Source organism: Altererythrobacter sp. B11 (genome assembly GCF_003569745.1).
Taxonomy (GTDB): domain Bacteria; phylum Pseudomonadota; class Alphaproteobacteria; order Sphingomonadales; family Sphingomonadaceae; genus Croceibacterium_C.
This window is the reverse complement of sequence record NZ_AP018498.1, coordinates 975,087-995,697: the sequence shown is the minus strand read 5'-3', so window position 1 is coordinate 995,697 and position 20,611 is coordinate 975,087. Positions and strand designations below refer to the sequence as shown.

Annotated in this window: 21 protein-coding genes and 1 tRNA gene; 7 read left to right on the top strand and 15 right to left on the bottom strand. The window is 66.3% G+C overall.

Annotation, left to right across the window (positions count from 1 at the left end; genetic code table 11):
- Nucleotides 1-11: 11 nt before the first annotated feature.
- Both metW and metX read right to left on the bottom strand, forming a co-directional pair.
- Complete coding sequence (gene metW, locus AEB_RS04740) at nucleotides 12-605, bottom strand: methionine biosynthesis protein MetW (RefSeq protein ID WP_119082155.1); 594 nt, start codon at nucleotides 603-605, stop codon at nucleotides 12-14.
- Entirely contained in the window at nucleotides 602-1,705 is a 1,104-nt protein-coding gene (gene metX / locus AEB_RS04735) for a homoserine O-acetyltransferase MetX (RefSeq protein WP_119082154.1), read from the bottom strand. Before metX ends, metW begins: the two co-directional genes overlap by 4 nt.
- A gap of 56 nt (nucleotides 1,706-1,761) precedes the next feature.
- On the opposite strand from metX, the gene hisC reads away from it, so the two are divergent.
- Both hisC and AEB_RS04725 read left to right on the top strand, forming a co-directional pair.
- Nucleotides 1,762-2,889, top strand: a complete 1,128-nt coding sequence (hisC, locus tag AEB_RS04730; RefSeq protein ID WP_119082153.1) for a histidinol-phosphate transaminase — start codon at nucleotides 1,762-1,764, stop codon at nucleotides 2,887-2,889.
- A 5-nt stretch (nucleotides 2,890-2,894) separates the two neighbouring features.
- The gene (locus AEB_RS04725; protein ID WP_119082152.1) at nucleotides 2,895-3,806 is read left to right on the top strand and encodes a prephenate/arogenate dehydrogenase family protein; all 912 of its coding nucleotides are present in this window, start codon (nucleotides 2,895-2,897) and stop codon (nucleotides 3,804-3,806) included.
- On the opposite strand, the gene AEB_RS04720 is transcribed toward AEB_RS04725, so the two are convergent.
- From AEB_RS04720 to ftsE, 4 genes are read right to left on the bottom strand one after another with little or no spacing between them, the layout of a single operon-like run.
- On the bottom strand, nucleotides 3,803-4,498 hold the full coding sequence (locus AEB_RS04720; RefSeq protein ID WP_119082151.1) for a lysophospholipid acyltransferase family protein: 696 nt from the start codon (nucleotides 4,496-4,498) through the stop codon (nucleotides 3,803-3,805). The two genes, AEB_RS04725 and AEB_RS04720, sit on opposite strands and share 4 nt — an antisense overlap.
- A gap of 3 nt (nucleotides 4,499-4,501) precedes the next feature.
- Nucleotides 4,502-5,032: a YdcF family protein gene (locus tag AEB_RS04715; RefSeq protein WP_119082150.1), complete on the bottom strand. Its 531-nt coding sequence runs from the start codon at nucleotides 5,030-5,032 to the stop codon at nucleotides 4,502-4,504.
- Nucleotides 5,029-5,952, bottom strand: coding sequence for a cell division protein FtsX (locus AEB_RS04710; protein WP_231958910.1), 924 nt, complete (start codon nucleotides 5,950-5,952; stop codon nucleotides 5,029-5,031). The genes AEB_RS04715 and AEB_RS04710 overlap by 4 nt, the downstream gene beginning before the upstream one ends.
- On the bottom strand, nucleotides 5,949-6,683 hold the full coding sequence (ftsE, locus tag AEB_RS04705) for a cell division ATP-binding protein FtsE (RefSeq protein ID WP_119082149.1): 735 nt from the start codon (nucleotides 6,681-6,683) through the stop codon (nucleotides 5,949-5,951). The genes AEB_RS04710 and ftsE overlap by 4 nt, the downstream gene beginning before the upstream one ends.
- Nucleotides 6,684-6,830: 147 nt before the next feature.
- Here ftsE and AEB_RS04700 point away from each other — a divergent pair, with 147 nt between their 5' ends.
- The 4 genes from AEB_RS04700 to AEB_RS04685 all read left to right on the top strand — a co-directional run bounded on the left by AEB_RS04700 (nucleotide 6,831) and on the right by AEB_RS04685 (nucleotide 9,687).
- Entirely contained in the window at nucleotides 6,831-7,637 is an 807-nt protein-coding gene (locus AEB_RS04700; RefSeq protein WP_119082148.1) for a zinc-ribbon domain-containing protein, read from the top strand.
- A gap of 122 nt (nucleotides 7,638-7,759) precedes the next feature.
- Nucleotides 7,760-7,846, top strand: a tRNA-Leu gene (locus AEB_RS04695).
- A 268-nt stretch (nucleotides 7,847-8,114) separates the two neighbouring features.
- On the top strand, nucleotides 8,115-9,059 hold the full coding sequence (locus AEB_RS04690; protein WP_231958909.1) for a mechanosensitive ion channel family protein: 945 nt from the start codon (nucleotides 8,115-8,117) through the stop codon (nucleotides 9,057-9,059).
- 58 nt (nucleotides 9,060-9,117) lie between these two features.
- A complete protein-coding gene (locus tag AEB_RS04685; RefSeq protein WP_119084457.1) occupies nucleotides 9,118-9,687 on the top strand; it encodes a DedA family protein in 570 nt (189 codons plus the stop codon).
- 116 nt (nucleotides 9,688-9,803) lie between these two features.
- Here the strand turns inward: AEB_RS04685 and AEB_RS04680 are convergent, their stop codons facing one another.
- The 9 genes from AEB_RS04680 to AEB_RS04640 all read right to left on the bottom strand — a co-directional run bounded on the left by AEB_RS04680 (nucleotide 9,804) and on the right by AEB_RS04640 (nucleotide 19,565).
- The gene (locus AEB_RS04680; protein ID WP_145985264.1) at nucleotides 9,804-10,133 is read right to left on the bottom strand and encodes a hypothetical protein; all 330 of its coding nucleotides are present in this window, start codon (nucleotides 10,131-10,133) and stop codon (nucleotides 9,804-9,806) included.
- Nucleotides 10,134-10,164: 31 nt separating this feature from the next.
- Complete coding sequence (locus AEB_RS04675) at nucleotides 10,165-11,160, bottom strand: fumarylacetoacetate hydrolase family protein (RefSeq protein ID WP_119082146.1); 996 nt, start codon at nucleotides 11,158-11,160, stop codon at nucleotides 10,165-10,167.
- Nucleotides 11,160-11,723, bottom strand: a complete 564-nt coding sequence (locus AEB_RS04670) for a cupin domain-containing protein (RefSeq protein WP_119082145.1) — start codon at nucleotides 11,721-11,723, stop codon at nucleotides 11,160-11,162. Before AEB_RS04670 ends, AEB_RS04675 begins: the two co-directional genes overlap by 1 nt.
- Nucleotides 11,720-12,412, bottom strand: coding sequence for a glutathione S-transferase family protein (locus AEB_RS04665; RefSeq protein ID WP_119082144.1), 693 nt, complete (start codon nucleotides 12,410-12,412; stop codon nucleotides 11,720-11,722). Before AEB_RS04665 ends, AEB_RS04670 begins: the two co-directional genes overlap by 4 nt.
- On the bottom strand, nucleotides 12,409-13,563 hold the full coding sequence (locus AEB_RS04660) for an alpha/beta hydrolase family protein (RefSeq protein WP_119082143.1): 1,155 nt from the start codon (nucleotides 13,561-13,563) through the stop codon (nucleotides 12,409-12,411). Before AEB_RS04660 ends, AEB_RS04665 begins: the two co-directional genes overlap by 4 nt.
- 3 nt (nucleotides 13,564-13,566) lie before the next feature.
- Nucleotides 13,567-14,469 (bottom strand): VOC family protein, encoded by a 903-nt coding sequence (locus AEB_RS04655; protein WP_119084456.1) that lies wholly within the window; start codon nucleotides 14,467-14,469, stop codon nucleotides 13,567-13,569.
- A 49-nt stretch (nucleotides 14,470-14,518) separates the two neighbouring features.
- Nucleotides 14,519-15,634, bottom strand: a complete 1,116-nt coding sequence (locus AEB_RS04650) for an FAD-dependent oxidoreductase (RefSeq protein WP_119082142.1) — start codon at nucleotides 15,632-15,634, stop codon at nucleotides 14,519-14,521.
- Between the two features lie 48 nt (nucleotides 15,635-15,682).
- Nucleotides 15,683-18,181, bottom strand: coding sequence for a TonB-dependent receptor (locus AEB_RS04645; RefSeq protein ID WP_119082141.1), 2,499 nt, complete (start codon nucleotides 18,179-18,181; stop codon nucleotides 15,683-15,685).
- Between the two features lie 106 nt (nucleotides 18,182-18,287).
- A complete protein-coding gene (locus AEB_RS04640; protein WP_442858051.1) occupies nucleotides 18,288-19,565 on the bottom strand; it encodes a mechanosensitive ion channel family protein in 1,278 nt (425 codons plus the stop codon).
- A 138-nt stretch (nucleotides 19,566-19,703) separates the two neighbouring features.
- Here AEB_RS04640 and AEB_RS04635 point away from each other — a divergent pair, with 138 nt between their 5' ends.
- Nucleotides 19,704-20,561: a pirin family protein gene (locus AEB_RS04635; protein ID WP_119082140.1), complete on the top strand. Its 858-nt coding sequence runs from the start codon at nucleotides 19,704-19,706 to the stop codon at nucleotides 20,559-20,561.
- Nucleotides 20,562-20,611 lie beyond the last annotated feature (50 nt).

Here is a 20,611-nt window from a genome sequence, read left to right as displayed (position 1 = left end):
GAATTTCCGGATCAGCGGCTCAGCAGATATACCGCATATTCGGCCCGCCAATTGGCGCCCAGCGGGTTGATCTCGCGCTCGCTGCTGAAGAACCAGCTGCGCTCTATGGCCACGCCCTTCTCGCGCAGCAATTCGCGGAAATCCGTCACCGTCACATGGTGGATGTTCTGCGTTTCGTACCAGGTCACCGGCAGGTGCCGCGTCACCGGCATCCGCCCGTTCCACAGCAAGGCCCAGCGCATCCGCCAATGGGCGAAATTGGGAAAGCTGACGAAGGCCTTGCGGCCGATGCGCAGCAATTCGTCCAGCATCAAATCGGGCCGTTCGGCGGTCTGCAGCGTCTGGCTCAGCACGGTGTAATCGAAGGCGTCATCGGGATAGGCGCCCAGTTCGCGATTGGCATCGCCCTGCATCACCGAAAGGCCGCGGGCGACCGCCCGCTCCACCTCTTCCGGGTCGATCTCGATCCCGCGCGCATCCACGCCCTTGCCATGCGCCAGCTCGGCCATCAGTTCGCCATTGCCGCAGCCGACATCCAGCATGCGCGCCCCGGCAGGAATGTGGCGGGCGATCACCGCAAGATCGGGGCGCAGCGTGCCGCTCATGCCAGGAAGCCCTTGATCACGCGGTCCAGCGCCGGAACGTCCAGCAGGAAGCTGTCATGCCCATAGGGGGCGGACAGCTCCACGAAGCTGACCGGTGCCGCCGCGGCGTTCAGCGCATGCACGATGGCGCGCGATTCGGCGGTGGGGTACAGCCAGTCCGTATCGAAGCTGACCACGCAGAAGCGAGCCTTCGTTCCGGCGAAGGCATCCGCCAGCCGCCCGCCATGCTCTTCCGCCAGGTCGAAATAATCGGTCGCCCGGGTGATGTAGAGATAGGAATTGGCGTCGAACCGGTCGGTGAAGCTCAGCCCCTGGTAGCGCAGATAGCTTTCCACCTGGAAATCGGCATCGAAGCCGAAGCTCTTCGCCTCCCGATCCTGCAGCCGGCGGCCGAACTTTTCCGTCAGCCCGGCTTCGGAAAGATAGGTGATATGCGCGGCCATGCGGGCCACGGCCAGGCCCTTGTCCGGCGCGCGGCCGCTGCCGGGATAGGCGCCGCCCTGCCAGTCCGGGTCGGCCATGATCGCCTGCCGCCCCACCTCGTGATAGGCGATGTTCTGCGCCGAATGGCGGGCCGTGGTGGCGATTGCCAGCACCCGCGCCGCACGGTCGGGGAAATTGGCGGCCAGGCTCAGCGCCTGCATCCCGCCCATGGATCCGCCCACCACCGCATGCAGCCGGTCGATCCCCATGGCATCCAGCATGGCCATCTGCGCGCGCACCATGTCGCGAATGGTGATGACCGGGAAACGCATCCCCCAGGGCTGCCCGTCGGGCGCATCGCTGGCGGGGCCGGTCGATCCCATGCAGCCGCCGATCACATTGGAGCAGATGATATGGAAGCGATCGGTATCGAGGGGGCGGCCGGGGCCTACGATCCGTTCCCACCAGCCGGGCTTGCCGGTGATCGGGTGCGGATTGGCCAGATGCTGGTCCCCGGTCAGCGCGTGGCAGACGAGGATGGCGTTGCCGGCATCCGCATCGAGCTCGCCATAGGTCTGGTAAGCGACCCGCACATTCTCCAGCTGCTGCCCGCTGTCGAGCTTCAGCGGGGCGGCAAGTTCGATGCTGCTGCTGGTGAGGGCGGATGCGGCGGCCATGGAAAGCGGCAATTGGGGGACGCCAAGCGGGCTGTCAATTGCCGCCGCAAGGGGCTATGCGCCCGCCCGTGACCGACATCGCCGCCCCCGCAGCCCCGCAGATGAAGCCCTGGATCGAAGCGATCCATGCCTATGTTCCGGGCAAGAGCAAGGCAGCGGACGGGCGCCGGCTGGTAAAGCTCTCCGCCAACGAAAATCCGCTCGGCACCAGCCCCCTCGCCCTTGCCGCACGCGCGGAAGCCGTACCGCCGGCGCTCTATCCGGATCCGGACAGCACCGCCCTGCGCGAAGCACTCGGTGCGCTGCACGGGATCGACCCGGCCCGCATCATCTGCGGCACCGGTTCGGGCGAGTTGCTGACCATCGCCGCCAGCGCCTTCGCCGGGCCGGGGGACGACGTGCTCTATGTCCGCTACGGCTTCTCGCTCTATGAGATCGCGGCGCGGCGCTGCGGGGCGCAGCCGGTGGAAGCGCCCGACCGGGATTACGGCACCGATGTCGACGCGCTGCTCGCCGCAGTGACGGAGCGGACGCGGGTGGTGTTCATCGCCAATCCGAACAACCCCACCGGCACCTTCCTCACCCGCGCCGAACTCGCCCGCCTGCATGCCGGCCTGCCCTCGCAGGTGCTGCTGGTGATCGATCAGGCCTATGCCGAATACGTCCCGCCGGAAGCGGATGACGGCGGCATCGCCCTGGCCCAGGCCCATGCCAATGTGCTCGCCACCCGCACCTTCTCCAAGGCCTATGGCCTCGCCGGGGAACGGGTGGGCTGGGGCACCGGTGCGCCGGCGATCATCGCCGCGCTCAACCGCATCCGCGGGCCCTTCAACATCGGCAATGGCGCGCAGGCCGTCGCCCTCGCCGCCGTGGCGGATCAGGACTTCGTCGAGCGGACCCGCGCCCACAACAACGCCGAGCGCGCCCGCTTCGCCGCCCGGATAGAGGCGCTGGGCAATCACGGCCTGCGCGCCGTGCCGAGCGAGGCGAACTTCGTGCTGGTGCTGTTCGAAGGCGCGCTGAGCGCCTCCACCGCGCTCGATGGCCTGGCGCAGCGCGGCTATGCGGTGCGGCACCTGCCCGGGCAGGGCCTGCCGCAGGCGCTGCGCATCACCATCGGCACCGCCGAGCAGATGGCCGAGATCGCCGCGGCGCTTGGCGAAATGGCGGAGGCGGCCCGGTGACTGAGATGGTCAGCTTTCGCAAGGTCGCGATCATCGGACTGGGCCTGCTGGGCGGCTCGATCGGCCTCGCCATACGCGCGCATCTGCCCGGCATCACCAGCACCGGCTACGACATCGATCCCGCCGTGCGGCAACGGGCCACGGAGCGCGAGTTGGCGGACCGCATCTGCGAGACCGCGGAAGAGGCGGTGACGGGGGCAGACCTCGTCATCCTGTGCGTGCCGGTGGGCGCCATGGGCTCGGTCGCCAGCCTCATCGCCCCGGTGCTGTCGCCCGACGCATTGGTGAGCGACGTCGGCTCATCCAAGCGCACGATCTCGCGCGCGCTGGCCGAAGCCCTGCCCGGTCATGACGTGATCCCAGCGCATCCCGTCGCCGGCACGGAGGACAGCGGGCCGGACGCGGGCTTCGCCACGCTGTTCCACCAGCGTTGGTGCATCGTCACCCCGCCGGAAGGCGCGGATGCGGGCAAACTCGCCGCACTGGTCGCCTTCTGGCAGGCGCTGGGGGCCACGGTGGATACGATGGACCCGGAACATCACGACCGGGTGCTGGCCGTCACCAGCCACATCCCGCATCTTATTGCCTACACCATCGTGGGCACGGCATCGGATCTGGAAGAGGTCACCCGCAGCGAGGTGATCAAATATTCCGCCGGCGGCTTCCGCGACTTCACCCGCATCGCCGCTTCTGATCCGACCATGTGGCGCGACGTGTTCCTGCATAATCGCGACGCGGTGCTGGAGATGCTCGATCGCTTCCTCACCGATCTTGCCCTCATGCGGGAGGCGATCCGCGCCAGCGACGGGGAAACGATGTTCGACTGGTTCACCCGCACGCGCGAGATCCGCCGGTCGATCGTCGCCATCGGGCAGGACGATTCGCGGCCCGACTTCGGCCGCAAGGATCACCGCTAGGCCGGCTCGCCCGTGCCATTCAGCGCGTTTATTCCCTCACGCACGCGCTGCTCGATCTCATCCCGCGGGAGGCCGGGCGGGATCGGTTCGCCGAAATGGATCGTGATGACGCCCGGCCGCTTCCACCGGCGGTGATAGAGCGGCCCGCTGTCCACCGCCACCGGCACCACCGGCACGCCCAGCAGCTTGTAGAGCCCGGCAAAGCCGGACTTGAGCGGAGCGACTGTGCCATGCGGCACCCGCGTGCCTTCGGGGAAGATCACCAGCGGGCGCCCGGTGGCGGTGTAGCGCCGCGCATCGGACAGCATGCGGCGCAGCGCCTTGGCGCCATCCTTTCGGGACAGCGGGATCACGCCATAGGCCCGCGCCGCCCGGCCCCATCCAGGGATCGAAAACAGTTCCTCCTTCGCAAACACGACCGGGTTGTCGAGCGAGATCGGCAGGTCGATCGCTTCGAAGAAGCTCTCGTGCTTGAAGGCATAGATCGCCGGGCCGGTCGCGCGCTGTCCTGTCTCGCGCACCTGGATGTTCAGGCACAGCCGCAGGCACCGGCGGTGGTGGCGGGACCAGCCCGCCGCGACCTGCCTGATCCCCGCCGGAGCGAAGAGAATCGTAAACAGCGCCGCGACGAGGAAGGGCACGGTCCCACCATAAAAGGCGACGTAGAAGGCGAGGCTGCGCAGCGCGGCCATCAGTCAGCCCGGCCAGGCCTGCGCCAGCCAGCTCGCCAGCAGCTTGTGATATTCCAGGAACAGCGTGGCCAGGCTCGGGCTGGAAGGCACCGCATCGCGCAGCACGGTGACATCCGCCGGCAGAGTGCTTTGCAGCTCCAGCGCAGCGCGGCGCATGTGCCAGTCCGCTGTCACGAGGCGGATCGAATGCACCTTCTCCTGCGCCACCCAATCGGCTGTTTCCCGCGCATTGCCGCGCGTGTCCAGCGCCACGAACCCCAGTGTGACGCAGCATTCCATCAACCGCGAGCTGACGTCATACTCCGCCGCGAATTCGCGCGGCTTCACGTCGTGATCCACGCCGGTAACGAGCATTTTGCCCGCCTCCCCCGCGTTGAGCAGCGAGAGGCCGCGCGGAATGCGGCCACCGCTTCCCGTGGGCACCACGATGGCATCGGTTTTCTCCGGACCGGCCGGCTGCGGCAGCGCGATGGCGAACCACAGGAAGCCGAGCATCCACAGCACGACCAGAAGGCTGAATGCGCGGCGGATCACAACATGCGCCTCAGCGCCAGAAGCACGGTGATGCGCGCGGTCAGCATGGCAAGCACGATACCCGCCAGTGGCACGGCCGCCAACAGGGCCCAGTCGACCGGTCCGAAGCCGCCGCCTGCCACCATTCCGGATTCGAGCTGCGCGAATTGCTGCCCAAGGACGAGCAGCGCTGCGAGACCGAGAACCAGCCCGGCGATCCCCCCCAGCGCCGCGTCCAGGCCGATCGATCGCTGGAAAATGCCGGCGATCTGCCCGTCGGTGCCGCCGAGCAGGTGGATGATCTCGATCGTTTCGCGATTGGCACCCAGCGCGCTGCGCGCCGCCAGCCACACCGCCGCCGCGCTGGTCAGCGCCAGCAGCAGGACGAGCCCAAGGGCGAGCCATTGCAGCGTCGCGACCGCATCGAACACCGGCACCAGCCACCCGGACTGCGCATCCACCCGGGCCGCCGGAACGGAAGCGGTAAGCACATCGCGCAACACCGCCAGGCGCGCGGGCGTGACGGGTCCGCGCAGCCGCACGTCGATGAGCGCCGGTATCGGAATCTCGCTTTCGCCCAGCCCGGCATCCGTGCCCAGCCAGGGTTCCAGCAGCGCCTCCAGCTCGCTGTCGGGAACTCGGCGGACTTCCGCCACGTCCTCGCGGCTGGCGAGCAGCGCCAGGGCGATGCCAGCCTGCCGGTCACGCTCCGCCGGGGCGGCTTCTACCACCTGCACGGTCACCCCGCCGGCGATTTCACTGCGGGCGTTGGCCGCCACATTGCGCAGCGCCAGCCCGCCGCCCGCTGCGATCACCGTCAGCGCGATCATGATCGCAATGACCCAGGGCATGGGACCGCCAAGCCGCGTCTGCGGCAGCAGACCCGATCCGTCCCGCCCGGATCGCCGCAGTGCCTGACGCAGGGGAAACCGGCCCTTCACGCCGCCGATCCTCCGCGCGGATCGCGCCGCGGCGGATAGCGCAGCGCGCCCGTGGGGTCCGCCAGGCGGCCCTTGTCCAATCGCATGATCAGCGAATCCGGCACCTTCTTCAGCAGGTGGACGTCATGCGTGGCGACCACCACCGTCGTGCCGAGGCGATTGAGCGCTTCGAACAGGCGCAGCAGCTTCACCGCCATGTCCGGATCGACATTGCCCGTTGGCTCGTCCGCCACGAGTATCTCCGGCCGGGCAATCACCGCGCGGGCGATGGCGACGCGCTGCTGCTCCCCGCCGGAAAGCGTGGCCGGACGCGCCCCGGCGCGCTGGTCGAGCCCGACCCATTCCAGCATGTCGCCCACCGGGCGCTGCAGTTCCGCTTCCGTCATGCCCGAAACACGCAGCGGCAGTGCGATGTTATCGAAGGCCGACAGGTGCGGGACCAGGCGGAAGTCCTGGAACACCACGCCGATCCGCCGCCGGAAGGCCGGCAGGTGCCTGCGCGGCTGGGTGATGAGATCGGTGCCGAACATGCGGATGATGCCGCGCGATGGCCGCTGGGCGAGATAGAGCAGCCGCAGCAGCGACGTCTTCCCCGCGCCGCTGGCGCCGGTGAGGAAGTAGAAGCTGCCGGGATAGAGCGTGAATGAGACATCGCTCAGCACCTCGCGCTCCGTCCCGTAGCGCAGGCCGACATTGTCGAATTGAACGATACTGCCTTCATTCCCGCTCATTGCGCCTCTCCCTAGCGGGCTCGACGCGCAAGGAACATGGGTTTGCGCGGGGCGGGTGCGTTCGATGTGGAAAAATACCTTCTTCGCGCGCAACATCTTGGCCACAAACCTTGTTGGACCTTGCGCCGGGGCTTAGGCTCACGCGCGATGATTATATCCTGCCCTGCTTGCGCGACACGCTATGCCGTGCCGGACAGCGCCGTCGGACCGGAGGGGCGGACGGTGCGCTGCGCCAAGTGCCGCCACAGCTGGTTCCAGGAAGGGCCAAGCATGCAGCGGCCGCAGGCCGAGGAGGCATCCGCGCCCGCCGCGCCGCCGGCGCCGCCCCCGGTGGCGCAGCAGGAACGGCCCCGCTTCGTTGCCCGGCCGGCGCCAGAGCCGGAACTGGCGAAGTCGCAGACGACCCCGCCCGCTCCCCCGGCCCCGCGCGTCGCGGAAGAGGTAGCGGTGCCTCCACCGCCGATGCAGCCGGCGGCCTATGGCGATGCCGGGCCGCAGTTCGATGCCGCCCCGCCCTTCCGGCGGCGGCGCAACGTGCTGCGCCTGTGGACTTGGGCGGCGGTGGCGTTCGCCCTGCTGGCGGGCGGGCTGACGGTGGCAGTATCCTACTGGGGCGTGCCCGACTGGGTGCCGGTGAGCCGGCCGATCTTCGGCGCGGCGCAGCCCGACCTGCAGCTCGATTTCCCCGCCGAGAAGCAGGAGCGGCGGCAATTGCCCAATGGTACGGAGTTCTTCGGCGCCAGCGGCACGATCACCAACATCGGCAGCTCCGCGCATGATGTGCCGCCGATCCTGATCGTGCTGCGCGACGAACAGGATCGCATCGTCTACAGCTGGGAAGTGATGCCGCCCAAGCGCAGCCTCGCGCCCGGCGAAAGCGTCAGCGTGAACGAGGCAGTGACCGACGTGCCCCGGCGCGCCAAATCGGCCGAGATCGGCTGGAAACCGGAATAGGCAGAGCCGCTCCGTAGGGCGCCTCGCAAATAGTTGCGGCGAGCCGCTTGCAGGGCCACCCCCCCTTTGCTAAGGGCGCGCTCCTACCTGAGCGGGGCCGCGCCGAGCGACCCTTTCGATGTGCGGTCGTGGCGGAACTGGTAGACGCGCAACGTTGAGGTCGTTGTGGGCGAAAGCCCGTGGAAGTTCGAGTCTTCTCGACCGCACCATCAGCCTTCCCAAGGCATCTCACAAAAAGCGGAAGTGCTGAAATCAGCCCCTTCTCTGCTTCACCTGACCCCGTCGTCGGCCTTCAAGATTCGCTTCCAAAAGCGAGAAGAATGAGCACGACGGCCAGTTGTGCGCCCGGCAGCGGAACCTCGCTCGCTGAACTCGGCGATCTGCCACATGCCCAGTTGCGGACACAGGCCCCAAACTTGAGGGACGGAAAGAAACACCCTTGTTGCCGGTATCCCCTGCGGAATATTGGTTCGTGACATGACTTCGCTATCGGTAACGGCCAAGAATGCCCCGGCAGAGACAGTGGCCGCCGCGCCTGAGGGATGGGGTGCGTCGCGGGTGCTGCGCGATCTAACCGGATATTTCGACCCGAGCCATTTCTGGGGCGCGCTCGCGCTGGGCATGATTTTCCTGCTTTTCGGCTTCATGCTGAGCTGGCTGCTCCGCCGAACACTGGTTGCCTTGATCGATCACGATCCGAACGAACGGATCGACCGGATGACGATCGGCTTCATCCAGCATCTGACGACCTTCATCATGTGGATCGTCCTTGCGCTGTTATTCTGCCATGCGGTCCCTTCGCTAAACAAGTTGACCACATCGCTGCTCGCGGGGGTCAGCATCGTTTCGGTCGTGATCGGGTTTGCTGCGCAGTCCACGCTGGGCAATCTGGTCTCCGGCATCAGTCTGGTAATCTACAAGCCGTTTCGTCGCGGCGACCGCTTGCAGCTGACGACCCCGGTCGGGGTGGAGACGGGGGTCGTAGAGGATCTGTCGCTCGGCTACACCGTGTTGCGCACCTTCGACAATCGGCGGATTGTCCTATCCAACGGCACGATCGCGAACCAGATTATGATCAACCTGTCCTCGGTCGATCTCAGGGTCATGTTATCGCTGACCATTTCGATCGGTTACACGTCGGACATCGACAAGGCTCGCGCAATCATACTGGAACTGGCGCAGGCGCATGACGGGGTGCAGGAAGTTGTTGGATGCCCGGTGATCAATCTGGGCGGATCGAGTGTAGATCTCTCCCTTCGCGCCTGGTGCCCGGACGCGGCGATCTCCAAATCGGTCGAATACGATCTGCTCGAAGGGATCAAGAAACGCTTCGATGAGGCCGGGATCGAGATACCCTACGCGTATCAGAACGTCGTACTGAGCGGGCCGGTTACCGAGAGAGCTCCGCCATCCCCACGTTAGCCTCTCAACAGCAAAGGTTCAGGGCGATTAAATACCTGACGCCGGACGGGTGGTCCTGATGCAGCTGGAAGAACTCCTCGCCCGGTATGGCCTCTGGGCACTCGGCCTCGGTGCAGGCTTTGAAGGGGAGACGGTCACGGTTCTTGGTGGGTTAATGGTCCATCGCGGGCTCTTCCCATTCCTGCCGGCCGTTCTCGCGGCATCGCTAGGCTCTTTTTTGGCGGATCAGACCTTCTTCACGATAGGACGCCACTTTCGCAATGCCGCCTACGTCCGCAAGATGAGTGCAAGGCCGGCTTTCCTTAGGGCATTAGCGGTTTTCGAACGGCATCCGGTGGGCTTCGTGTTTGCGTTCCGTTTCCTTTACGGCCTGCGCACCATCAGCCCTCTGGCAATCGGCACCACGAAGCTTCGCGCATCCCGGTTCATGGCAATCAATGCCGCCGCGGCGCTTCTATGGGGCACGTGCTTCGTCTCGCTGGGCTACCTCTTCGGGCAAGGGATCGAAGCAATGTTCGGCCGGGTGCGCTCCGTCGAGACACTGCTCGCTCCTCTCGCGGCGATCGCCATCGGCGGTTACGTCGTCCGCAACCTGATGGTGCAACATCGTTCACGGCTCAAACCCTAGACGAGCATACGTATCGTCACCGGGTCGGAGGGGGCCACGTTCGAGGCTCTGCAGAAGCCGTCTGAATTGTGGCCGCACTGGCCCGGCGCCCCCTTCGCCGGACGCAGCGCCGGCCGCTATTTCCCGGCGGCGAGCTTGTCGAATTCGGCCTGGATCTCGGCGAGCTTCTCGTCGCTGAGTTCCACCGGCTCGTATTGCTGGATCGCCTTGAGCGTCTGCGGGCGGCCCATGGACTGGAACATCTCATTTGCGAATACGGTGGGGATCAGCCGCTTGAGGATCGCCGCCGCTGCCGGATCATCGAGCAGGGTGCCCACCTGCGTCTCCGTAACCGAATAGGCCTGCCCCTCCTTTTGGGCCGCTTCCTGCGCCGCAGCCGGCACATGAGGGATCATCAGAGCGCCGGTTGCCGCCAACGCCCATGCTGCTTTCAAGATCATACGCATCCTCTGTCTCCTCGCTTCTTCATGAATTCTGTTACCGCGGGCGCTGTGCCGAGCCTGCCGGCTCCCGGCGCACCACTGCCTGCTCGATCGCGCCGAAGGGCCGGGCCCCGCGTGCATCCACCGCTTCCATGCGCAGGCGGTCGCCGAAGTGCATGAAGCCGGTGGCCGGCTTGCCCCCGGCGATGATCTCGATCGCGCGCCGTTCGGAAATGCAGCTCGAGCCGACCTGGGCGTGATCGCGGTTGGCCACCGTGCCGGAACCGATGATCGTGCCGGCTACAAGATCGCGCGTGGTAGCGGCATGGGCGACAAGCTCGTGAAAGCCGAAAGCCATCTCTCGCCCATTGGCGCTGCCGAAGCGCTCGCCATTCCAGTCGATCTCGAGATCGAGGCAAACGCGGCCCTCGCGCCAGCCGTCATCGAGATCGTCCGGACGAACCGCGAAGGGGGCCATGGAACAGGCGGGCTTGGCGAGGATGAAGCCGAAGCCGGTGTTCATCTCCGGCACGGCATGGGCCCGGAGAGACCAATCGTTGATCTGCACCACTAGGCGGATATGCGCCATCGCCTCGGCCGCGCTGGTCCCGATCGGCACGGCATCGACCACGACGCCGAATTCGCCCTCGAAATCAATGCCGTCCTCTTCACGCAGGAAAGCTGCGTCCTCGCGGGGTCCAAGGAAGCGATCGGACAGCCCCTGATACATCAGCGGCCGCTCATGGCTGATCGGATCGGTCCCGAAAGCCACCTGCATGAGCTCTGCATGGGTGGCGAATGCCGATCCGTCGAGCCATTGCCAGCTACGCGGCAAGGGCGCACGCAGGGAAGCCGGATCGAAAGCCTCTCCCCCTCCTTGCTCGAGCCGGTCGGCAAGCGCCAGGAGATGCGGCTCGGCCGCGTCCCACTGGGCAATGGCCGAAAGCAGGTCCGTCCATTGCGGCGCTGCAGACAGACAGCGCAGACCGTCTGAAGAGACGACAAGCAGTTCGCCATCGGGCGTGCCGTTGTTGCGGGTCGCGAGGCGCATCAGCGCAGATCCTCGGCAAAGCTGCCGTCGATCAGGATGAAGGCGATCCGGCAATTGCTGCTGGAGCGATTGGCCCAGCCGTGATTGGTGCCGCGCTGGATGATCACGTCGCCCGGCCGGCACAGCGTCTCCCCTTCATCGAGGATCAGCACGAGCTCGCCCTCCAGCACGATGCCATAGTCGATCGTTTCGGTGCGATGCATGCGGGCGTGGCCCGAACCCTCGCCGTGGGACGAGGCCTCCGCCGCGCCAACTTCGGCGAAATGCGCGCGCGCTTCCTCCGGAGAGAGCTCATCCAGACTCGGGTCGTCAGGCGGGATGTCGAGGATACGGATGCGCGTGCCTTGGGGCGGAGGCGCCAGACGGATACCCTCTTCGGACGGTTCGCCAGACTCTGCGTCGATCAGTGCCGGGGTTTCGCGCGTGTTCCACAGCTCGTGGAACATCGGTCCGGTCTCGCCGCCGATCCGCTGCACCCGTTCGGGCGCGCCATCGGCGAGGAAGATGGAACGGCCCTGCGCATCATGCCCGGTGACGATCCTGCGGACGGGTTTCACGCTCATGTCTCACTCTCCTCGCGCGCGGTGAAGGGGGCACGGAACAGCAGGCCGCGATCGGCCAGCTCATGCTCCGCTTCGGCTTCGCGGGCCAGCGCGGCGCGGGCGCTCGGACGGTCCATGGCCCGCCGGTAGTGCTCCTCGATGGTGGAGAGACCTTCGGCGGAAAAGCCCGACCCGCTAATGCGAAACCAGATCCATGCCAGATAGGCATCGAGCGCGGACCAGCGCTCGCCGAAATACCAGGCCCCCTGCGACAGGCGCGCCGCGACCGCGCCGAGCTGGAAAGCCAGCGCCTCCGCAGCCTTGGCGCGAACGCGCGCCGCATCCGCTTCCCCGGCAACCATCTGCGGCATGACAAAGCGCGTCACCAGCGGGTGCAGATCGCTCGAGCAGCGGAAGATCTCGGCCGCAATCCGCGCCCGCTCCGCAGCCGTGGAGGCGGGCGGCAGCAGGCCAGCGTCGGGATAGGTCTCCGCCAGCCAGAGGAGGATAGCCCCGTTCTGCACCAGCACGCCTTCTTCCGTCTCCAGCGCAGGCACCTTTCCGGACGGATTCACCGCCAGGAACTGCGGCGTGCGATGCTCCCCCGCCATGAACGCCACCAGGCGCGGCTCATAGGGCGCGCCGGTCTCCTCCAGTGCGGTCAGCGTCACCCGCGCGCAGGTGTTGGGGGCGAACCAGAGGCGCATCATCCGAGCTGGCCGCCCAGCGTATCCGCGAACCAGTCCGCGATCAGGTCGCGCCCGAAGGACATGTTGTCCGCGCCCACATGCTCCACGCCCCCTTCCCGCTCGGTGAAGATGAACTTCTCCCGCCGGGGCGCATTCACCAGCTGGTCGAACAGCTGGTCGGCATAATCCACGCTGATCTGCCGATCCTTGGCGCCATGGGTGACGAGGAATGGCACCGTGATCCGGTCCATATGGCCATTGAGGTTCATCTCCTTCGACTTGTCGAGGAAGTCCTCCATGTCTTGCGCGCCGAAGGCCCAGAAGACATGCTGCCAGTAATGCGGCACCGGATTTTCGCCTTCGCGGGCGATCCGCTTGTCCTGCACTTCGCGCCAGTTGTGATTGGCGCCCCAGACCGCGCCTGAGGCGAAGCGGGGTTCATAGGCCACGGCGCGCGGCGCGAAATGTCCGCCCAGCGAGATGCCGACCATACCGAGACGGGCCGCGTCGATCTCGTCCTGTGCCTCCAGCCAGTCCACCGCCGCGGACGCCCAGCTTTCCGAGCGCGGATCGACCGGCAGCCCCTGCAGCCGCAACGCCTCGCCCGAGCCGGGCTGATCGACCGACAGCGTGGAAACGCCGCGCCGCGCCAGCTCTTCGGGCAGACGCGTCCAGTAAAGCAGCTCCTTGCAGCTATCGAGCCCGTTGCAATAGACGACGCAGGGCTTCGGCCCCGGGCCCGGTGCGCGGGTGAGCAGCGCCGGCATGGTGCCCTGCGGGAGCGGGATCTCCACCCGTTCCCGGTTCAGCCGGCCCAGCGCCGTGGAGCGATCGAAGGCTGCGCGCGCGCGCGCATAGGTTTCCTCACGGCCCGGGCTGCCATGCGCCTGCATCCGCTCCGCCACGAAGAGATAGAGCGAGGCGCGCTCCAGCTTGTCGGAAGCGGAGAAGGCGCGGCCCTTCGCCGCATCCTCTTCCGCCAGTTCCAGCAGCGCATCACCCTTCTTCGCCCATTGGCGCATGAAGTCGGCTGTGGCCGCGTCGCCCGTCTTCGCCGCCTCGCGGATCGGCTCGCACATGTCGACGATCTCGCCGATGCGGCCGCCGCTTTCCATCGCAATCGCGACCGAGAGGTTCCAGATGTAATTCGGGAAATATTCGAACAGGGCCATGGGTCAGAACTCGGCGGACTGGAATAGGCAGGGGTCGGGCGCGGGCTTGGGCATGGTCTGCGGGCCGCCCACGCCGATGCCCCACTGGTCCATCACGCCGGGGGCGGGTTCGTGGACCTTGCCTTCGTGGGTCTCGAAATCGACCTCTTCCATGCCGCTGGTGTATTCGACCGGAAAGCCACCGGGCGTGCAGAAATAGCTGAAGGTGTTGTCGCCCGCCGTGTGCCGGCCGGGCCCCCAGAGAATGTCCGTCCCGCGTTTGCGCAGCCGGCTGGCGCCGCGGAACATATCGTCCACCGTCAGCATGTCATAGGCGACATGGTTCAGGCAGGGCGGCCCCGGCAGCAGGGCGATGCGATGATGCGCCGAGTTGCAGCGCAGGAAGCACATGAAATCGCCGAGCCAGTCGGACACGCGGAAGCCCAGCACATCGCAGAAGAACCGCACCGCCGCGTGATGATCGGGCGAATGCAGCACGATATGGCTGATCTGCACCGGCATGCCTTCCCAGCGTTCCATCGCCCGCTTTTCCAGCCGCTGCACATCGGCGGAGATTTCGAAGGGCAGGCCATCGGGGCTGAAGAAGCGGAAGCCGTAGCCGCCGCCCGGGCCGGTGAGGGCGCGAGGTTCGTGCACCACGCGGCAGCCCGCTTCGGCCACCTTCCGGTGCAGATCGTCCACGTCCGCGCGGCTGTCCGCCGCGAGGGCGATCACTTCGACGCAATCGACCGCCGACTTGTGCAGACGCACCACGTGGTGCTCGTCATGCCCGTGCGTCTTGAACCAGGCAGCGCCCTCTTCCGCGGCGACCTCCACCAGGCCCCAGTCCTCGGCATAGAATTTGCGTTCGGTGTCGAAGTCCCTGACGCCGTATCCGACGTAGCGGATTTCGGTGACTCTGCTCATGCGAAGATCGCCTCCTGTCTCGCGTGCATTCATGTCTGGTCCCGCCGCCTCAGATCGGCTGCGCCACGCGCTCGAACATCTCGGCCGTGGCGCGGGCATTGTCGACCGGCGGCCCCTTGCCGAGCTGGCCGTGGCAGATGGCGAGCGACCGCTCGACAATATAGCGGCAGCGATCGAGGCGCCGTTCGCGATAGGCGGCGAAGGCTGCTTCGGGCGTGTCGTGGCGGCCCAGCTCTTCGGTCAGGACGATCCCATCCTCCACCGCCATGCCCGCGCCCTGCCCCAGATGCGGGGTGGTGGCATGCACCGCGTCGCCCAGCAGTACGACCCGGCCGCTGTGCCATGGGCCATCCAGCATCACCGCCTCCAGCGGGCGATAGACCACGCCTGCATCGTCGGTGATCTGGTCGGCCATCGCACGGATCGACGGGGCCGCATGGGCCAGCTTGCCCCGCATCGCCGCGGCAAGGCCATCGCGCGGATAGAAGGGATTGCCCGGCTCGGGCGTGGTCACATACATATACATCAGCTCGCGGCTGATCGGCACCAGCCCGATGCCGATCGGGCCGTTATAGACATGCAGTGCGTCGAGATCGTCGGGGCGCGGGAAGTTGTAACGCCACACCGCCTGGCCCGTGAACTCCGGCGCCGGCGCATCGGGCAGGATCGCCTGCCGCGTTTCGGAATAGACCCCGTCCGCCCCGATCACGATGTCATACCGGCCCTGCGACCCGTCGGAGAAGCCCACCTCGACCGCATCGCCGCGATCCTCGATGCGCGGCGCCTTGATCCCCAGTCGTACCTCGGCCCCGCGCCCGATGGCGGCATCCCCCAGCACCTTGTGCAACGCCGGGCGGCTGATGCCGAGATTGGCCGGATAGCCTTCCGCCAGCCGGGGCGACGGGACTTCGGCCACCAGCGTTCCGTCCGGGATGTGCACCGCCACTTTGTCAAAAGGCACGCCGGCCGAGACATAGTCTTCCAGCAGCCCCAGCTGGTCCATCGCGCGGATCACATTGCCCTGCTGGATGATGCCCACGCCATAGACGGACCAGTCGGGATCCTTCTCGATCACCGTCACGGCATGCCCCGCGCCGCGCAGCGCGATCGCTGCCGTGAGACCGCCGATGCCCCCGCCGATGATGAGGATGTTCAAATTCTTCATGATCCGACCGAATCCGATCCTGCTTGCGCGACGCGTGCATCGCTCATGTCAAAACTCATAGCCAACCCGCAGGCCATAGGTGCGCGGCGGCTCCAGCGTGGCCGATGCAACATTGGCCGCGCCGAGCTGGTAAAGCGAGCGCATCGTCTCGTTGGTGAGATTGCGCACGAAGAGCGTGGCGGTGAAGCCCCGGTCATCGGGCACCAGCGATACGCTGGCGTCGATCGTCACATCCTCGCCGCTATTCCCTCCGGGAAGATAGTTGAAGCCGATCACCCGATCGCTGCGATAGCGCCCGCCGAGCGTGGCGATCAGCTGTGCATCGCGCAGTTCGAAGGTCTGTTGCAGACTGAGATTGACGGTCCAGTCGGGCGCATTGAGCGCGGGCTTGCCGGAGCAATCGATGGTGAAGGACCGCGTGGGCGCGAGGTTCTGCGCATAGGCGCAGCCGGTGACCGGCGTCAGGAAATTGGGCGGATCGCCTGGGTCGGAAAGATCGACCTGATCATAGACGAAGCTGTCATAGGTCGCGTCGAGATATTGCACGCCGCCGCGGATGAGCGTGGTGTCGGTCGCCAGGAACTCGAACTCCGCCTCGGCCCCCTTGATGGAGGATTTGCCGACATTGCGGGTAAAGAAGGAATTGTTGCCCCGCGCGTCGACGCCGAGCGCCGCCAGCTGCTGCGCCCGATACTTCCAGTAGAACAGCTCCAGATTGAACTGCAGCCGGTTGTCGAAGAAGCGGTTCTTCGTGCCGAGGGTGTAGGCGTCGATATATTCGGGCTCGTACTCCTCCTGCCCGAAGGTCAGGTTGAAGCCGCCGGCGCGGAAGCCCGTCTCGAAGCTGGCATAGAGCAGATTGTCGGGCGTGGCGTCATATTCCAGCGCCGCGCGCCAGGTGATCTCATCATCCCCGGCGGACCGATCGATCGTGGTGGGGGTGTTCACCAGCAGCGCCTGCGGGCCCATCATGCCGAAGGGGCCATAGGGGAAAGCGCCGTATGGCACGGGTGCATCGAGTGGCGAGCCGGCGGGAAACAGCGCCGAATCCAGCTGGGCCAGCGAATCCCGCAGCGTCAGGCCCAGCGGCACCGTGGGCACCTGCGGGCAGCTTGGCGGGCCGAACGGCGGCTCGATCAAGCAGATGCCGGTGGTGGCGATCGACAGGGCATCGATTGAGCGGCTCTCATCCGTGTAGCGGATGCCGCCGACGATGCGGAAATCCTCCGTCACGCTGAAGCTGCCGCGGGCGAAAGCCGCGAAGGATTCCGTGCTAGACGAGAAATCCTGGAAGGAGACGGTGGCGAACTGGTTGTAGGAATTCACGCCATCAACGTTTTCGTCGAAATAATAGGCGCCGAGCAGCCATTCCAGCGGACCGCTGTCGCCTGAAAGCCGCGCTTCGAGGCTGTATTGCTCCGCCTTGTCCCGGTTCAGCGCGCCCTTGAACGGCGGCCCGTTGAACTGATTGTCGAGCTCCGATCGACGATAGGCCGGGATAACCACCAGATCGGCCGCGCCCAGCGCCAGCTTCAGCTCCGCATTGACGCCCCAATATTCGTCGTCCCGGAAGGGATAGGCATAGCCGTTGATGGGGGCATAGAGAGGCGCCGCAGTGGCGTTCCCTTCGATGAAGGCCTGGGTCTGCGGCGCGAAGAGACCAGTGAACGGCTCGCGCACATTGGCGGGCGCGGGGATGAACTGCCAGTTGGGCACGGTGGCGCCGGGGGAGAAAGGCGTGAAGCGATAGACCCCGTCTATATTGAGGCCGGGCCCGGTCCCCTTCTGGGTCGAGTAGTCGGCCGACAGGCGAATGTCCGCATCCGGCGAAATGGCGAAGCGGATCTGGCCGCGCAGGGCGAGATCCTTCGCCGAGGCCGTGCCATCCGAATAATAGCCATCATGCCGTGAATAGGCGCCGGAGAAGCGCGCGGCGACCCTCTCCCCCACCGGCAGGTTGAGCGCGCCGGTGAGCTGCAGCGCATCGTAATTGCCATATTGCACGCTGGCGTTGCCTTCGAGCACGCCGATGCGCGGAGTGTTGGGTATCACGTTGACGGCCCCGCCCGTAGCGTTGCGGCCATAGAGCGTGCCCTGCGGCCCCTTCAGCACCTCCACCCGATCAACGTCGAGGAAGGAGGCCACCGTGGACGACGGACGACCGATATAGACCCCGTCCAGATTGAAGGCGACGGCGGGATTGGTGTAGCCATTGTTGGCGAAATTGCCGACGCCGCGCACGAAATAGCCGACATTGGCGCCGCCCGCCTCGGGCACGTAGAGCGCGGGGGCGATCTTGTTTAGCTGCGTCGCGTCCACCACGCCGGCGCGGGCGAGCTCCTCACCTGTCGCCGCGTTGATGGGGATGGCGGCGTCCTGCAGGCTCTCCTCACGCCGCTGCGCGGTGACGGTGATGACGGATAGGCCGGAGGGCTTGTCCGTCGCCGTAGATCCGTCCTCGGGCTCTGCGGGCGTGGACTGCGCATGCGCAGCCCCGCTCAGCAATATCAGCGAGAGGGCCGTGGTGGCGAACAGCGATTTCGGCATGAGACACTCCCCAGCACACCTGTTCTCGTGACAGGCTGTTGCCGAGGGTCATCGCATTGCCCCTTCAATCAGTCGAATTTTTAATATTTGTGCTTATCCATAAGCATCAATGATGGATGGCAGAGTCCGCGCCCTGCTCTGTCAGCAGGCGCTGCACATCGAGCCCGCTTGGTTGCTGGAACAGGTGGAGGCCGAACTCTGGCAGGATCGACATCAGATGGTCGAAGATGTCCGACTGGATACCTTCATAATCGCTCCACGCCGTGGTGTTGGTGAAGCAATAGATCTCCAGCGGCAGGCCGGCGGAGGTCGGCGGCAGCTGGCGCACCATCAGCGTCATGTCCTGGGCGATGCGTGGATGCGCATGGAGATAGCCCACCACATAGGCGCGGAAGGTGCCGATATTGGTGAGCTTGCGCGCGTTTACCGGATCCTGCGCAGCGCCGGCATGCTCTGCATTCCAGCGCGCCAGCTCCTCGTCCTTGCGGGCGACATAGGCGTCCAGCAGGCTGAAGCGGCGGAAGCGGCGCACCTCATCCGCGCTGAGGAAGCGGATCGAGTTCTGGTCCACCAGCAGTGCGCGCTTGATCCGCCGCCCGCCCGATTCCGCCATCCCGCGCCAGTTCTTGAAACTGTCGGAGATCAGCCGGTGCGTGGGGATGGTGGTGATCGTCTTGTCCCAGTTCTGCACCTTCACCGTGTGCAGGGCGATATCGATCACGTCGCCATCCGCGCCCAGATCCGGCATCTCGATCCAGTCGCCCACGCGCAGCATGTCGTTGGACGTAAGCTGGACGGAGGCCACCAGCGAAAGGATCGTGTCCTTGAACACCAGCATGACCACCGCCGCCATGGCGCCGAGGCCGGACAGCAGCAGCAGCGGCGATTGTTCCATCAGCGCGGCAATGACGAGGATCGCCATGCCGACGAAAAGCAGGATCTTGAGCAGCTGGATGTAGCCCTTGATCGGGCGGCTGCGCGATTCTGGGCGGCGGCGATAGCGCTCGTCCACATAATCGAGGCCGCCGGCAATCGCGAAGGCGATGCTCACCACGATCAGCGCGGAGGCGACATTTTCCACCACGGTTATGACGGCCGCCGGCAGATACGGCACCAGCCCGATGCCGGAGGAGACGATCAGCGCCGGCACCACATTGGCGAGGCGCGCCGCCGCCCGGTCCACCGTGTCGCTGCGCTGGTCAAGGAAGGGCGCTGCAGCGCGCAGGATCACCTTCTTGATGATGAAATTGGCCGCAGCGGCCGCCAGGGCGAGGATCGCGAGACCGGCCAGCGCCTGCACCCACTCAGGCTGCCCGGCCAGAAAGCCGCCCATGAAATCCATTGCCGGGGCGGCCTTCGCCTCTATCGCATCGCGTTTGAACATAACGCTGCGGGCCGATGTCAAACTTTGCCCGGCGGGGCAACCCACGCTCCCCCGGTAGCGGGGCGGTTACATCCGTGTCCCTACGCGAAATGACGTTCCGGCTGCCTATATGGGCGCCAGAGCCACGGAGGACACCAGATGACCAGCAATCCCACCACCACCCGGAGCCGCGTGCGCGGCGTGAAGCTCGTCTCGCGCGGGGAAGCGGCATCCGACGGGGCCGGCGTGCGGCTGACGCGGATGCTGGGCAATCGCGACCTGCCGCAGCTCGACCCCTTCCTGATGCTGGACCAGATCCGCTCCGACGCGCGCGACGATTACATCGCCGGCTTCCCCGAGCACCCGCACCGCGGCTTCGAAACCGTGACGATCATGATCGACGGGGCGATGAAGCATGGCGACAACAAGGGCCATTCCGGCGTGATCGAGGCGGGCGGCATCCAGTGGATGACGGCGGGGCGGGGCATTCTTCATTCGGAAATGCCGGTGATGGAGGATGGGCGGCTGTGGGGCTTCCAGCTGTGGATCAACCTGCCGGCAGCCTCGAAGATGGTGGAGCCATCCTATCAGGAATTCTCCGCCGCAGGCATTCCGCATGTGGATTTCACCGGCGGGACGGTGCGCGTGCTGGCCGGTACGCTGTCTTCGGGCCTGGAAGGCCCGGCGCGCAGCGCGGCCACCGATCCGCTGCTGCTCGACATCACGCTGGCGCCGGGCGCGACATTCGAGGAACCCCTTCCCGCCGACCGCAACGCGATCCTGGCGGTGTATCAGGGACAGGTGGAGGTGGCCGGCACCGCGGTCCACGATCCTGACCTTGCGGTGCTGGATGAAGGCGATCTGGTGCGCGTGGTCGCGGGCGCGGAAGGCGCGCGCCTGCTGCTGATCGCGGCGCGCCCGCTAAACGAGCCGGTTGCACGCTACGGCCCCTTCGTGATGAACACGCCGCAGGAGATCCAGCAGGCGTTCGCGGATTTCCAATCCGGCCGGTTCTGATGCCCCCCTCTTGAAGTTGACAATGTCAATCGAACGGCCATTGCTGTTCA

Coding starts and splice junctions, on each gene's coding strand:
- metW (WP_119082155.1), bottom strand. CDS start 605: ATGAGCGGCACGCTGCGCCCCGATCTTGCGGTGATCGCCCGCCACATT.
- metX (WP_119082154.1), bottom strand. CDS start 1,705: ATGGCCGCCGCATCCGCCCTCACCAGCAGCAGCATCGAACTTGCCGCC.
- hisC (WP_119082153.1), top strand. CDS start 1,762: ATGCGCCCGCCCGTGACCGACATCGCCGCCCCCGCAGCCCCGCAGATG.
- AEB_RS04725 (WP_119082152.1), top strand. CDS start 2,895: ATGGTCAGCTTTCGCAAGGTCGCGATCATCGGACTGGGCCTGCTGGGC.
- AEB_RS04720 (WP_119082151.1), bottom strand. CDS start 4,498: ATGGCCGCGCTGCGCAGCCTCGCCTTCTACGTCGCCTTTTATGGTGGG.
- ftsE (WP_119082149.1), bottom strand. CDS start 6,683: ATGAGCGGGAATGAAGGCAGTATCGTTCAATTCGACAATGTCGGCCTG.
- AEB_RS04700 (WP_119082148.1), top strand. CDS start 6,831: ATGATTATATCCTGCCCTGCTTGCGCGACACGCTATGCCGTGCCGGAC.
- AEB_RS04690 (WP_231958909.1), top strand. CDS start 8,115: ATGACTTCGCTATCGGTAACGGCCAAGAATGCCCCGGCAGAGACAGTG.
- AEB_RS04685 (WP_119084457.1), top strand. CDS start 9,118: ATGCAGCTGGAAGAACTCCTCGCCCGGTATGGCCTCTGGGCACTCGGC.
- AEB_RS04680 (WP_145985264.1), bottom strand. CDS start 10,133: ATGCGTATGATCTTGAAAGCAGCATGGGCGTTGGCGGCAACCGGCGCT.
- AEB_RS04675 (WP_119082146.1), bottom strand. CDS start 11,160: ATGCGCCTCGCGACCCGCAACAACGGCACGCCCGATGGCGAACTGCTT.
- AEB_RS04670 (WP_119082145.1), bottom strand. CDS start 11,723: ATGAGCGTGAAACCCGTCCGCAGGATCGTCACCGGGCATGATGCGCAG.
- AEB_RS04665 (WP_119082144.1), bottom strand. CDS start 12,412: ATGATGCGCCTCTGGTTCGCCCCCAACACCTGCGCGCGGGTGACGCTG.
- AEB_RS04660 (WP_119082143.1), bottom strand. CDS start 13,563: ATGGCCCTGTTCGAATATTTCCCGAATTACATCTGGAACCTCTCGGTC.
- AEB_RS04655 (WP_119084456.1), bottom strand. CDS start 14,469: ATGAGCAGAGTCACCGAAATCCGCTACGTCGGATACGGCGTCAGGGAC.
- AEB_RS04650 (WP_119082142.1), bottom strand. CDS start 15,634: ATGAAGAATTTGAACATCCTCATCATCGGCGGGGGCATCGGCGGTCTC.
- AEB_RS04645 (WP_119082141.1), bottom strand. CDS start 18,181: ATGCCGAAATCGCTGTTCGCCACCACGGCCCTCTCGCTGATATTGCTG.
- AEB_RS04640 (WP_442858051.1), bottom strand. CDS start 19,565: ATGTTCAAACGCGATGCGATAGAGGCGAAGGCCGCCCCGGCAATGGAT.
- AEB_RS04635 (WP_119082140.1), top strand. CDS start 19,704: ATGACCAGCAATCCCACCACCACCCGGAGCCGCGTGCGCGGCGTGAAG.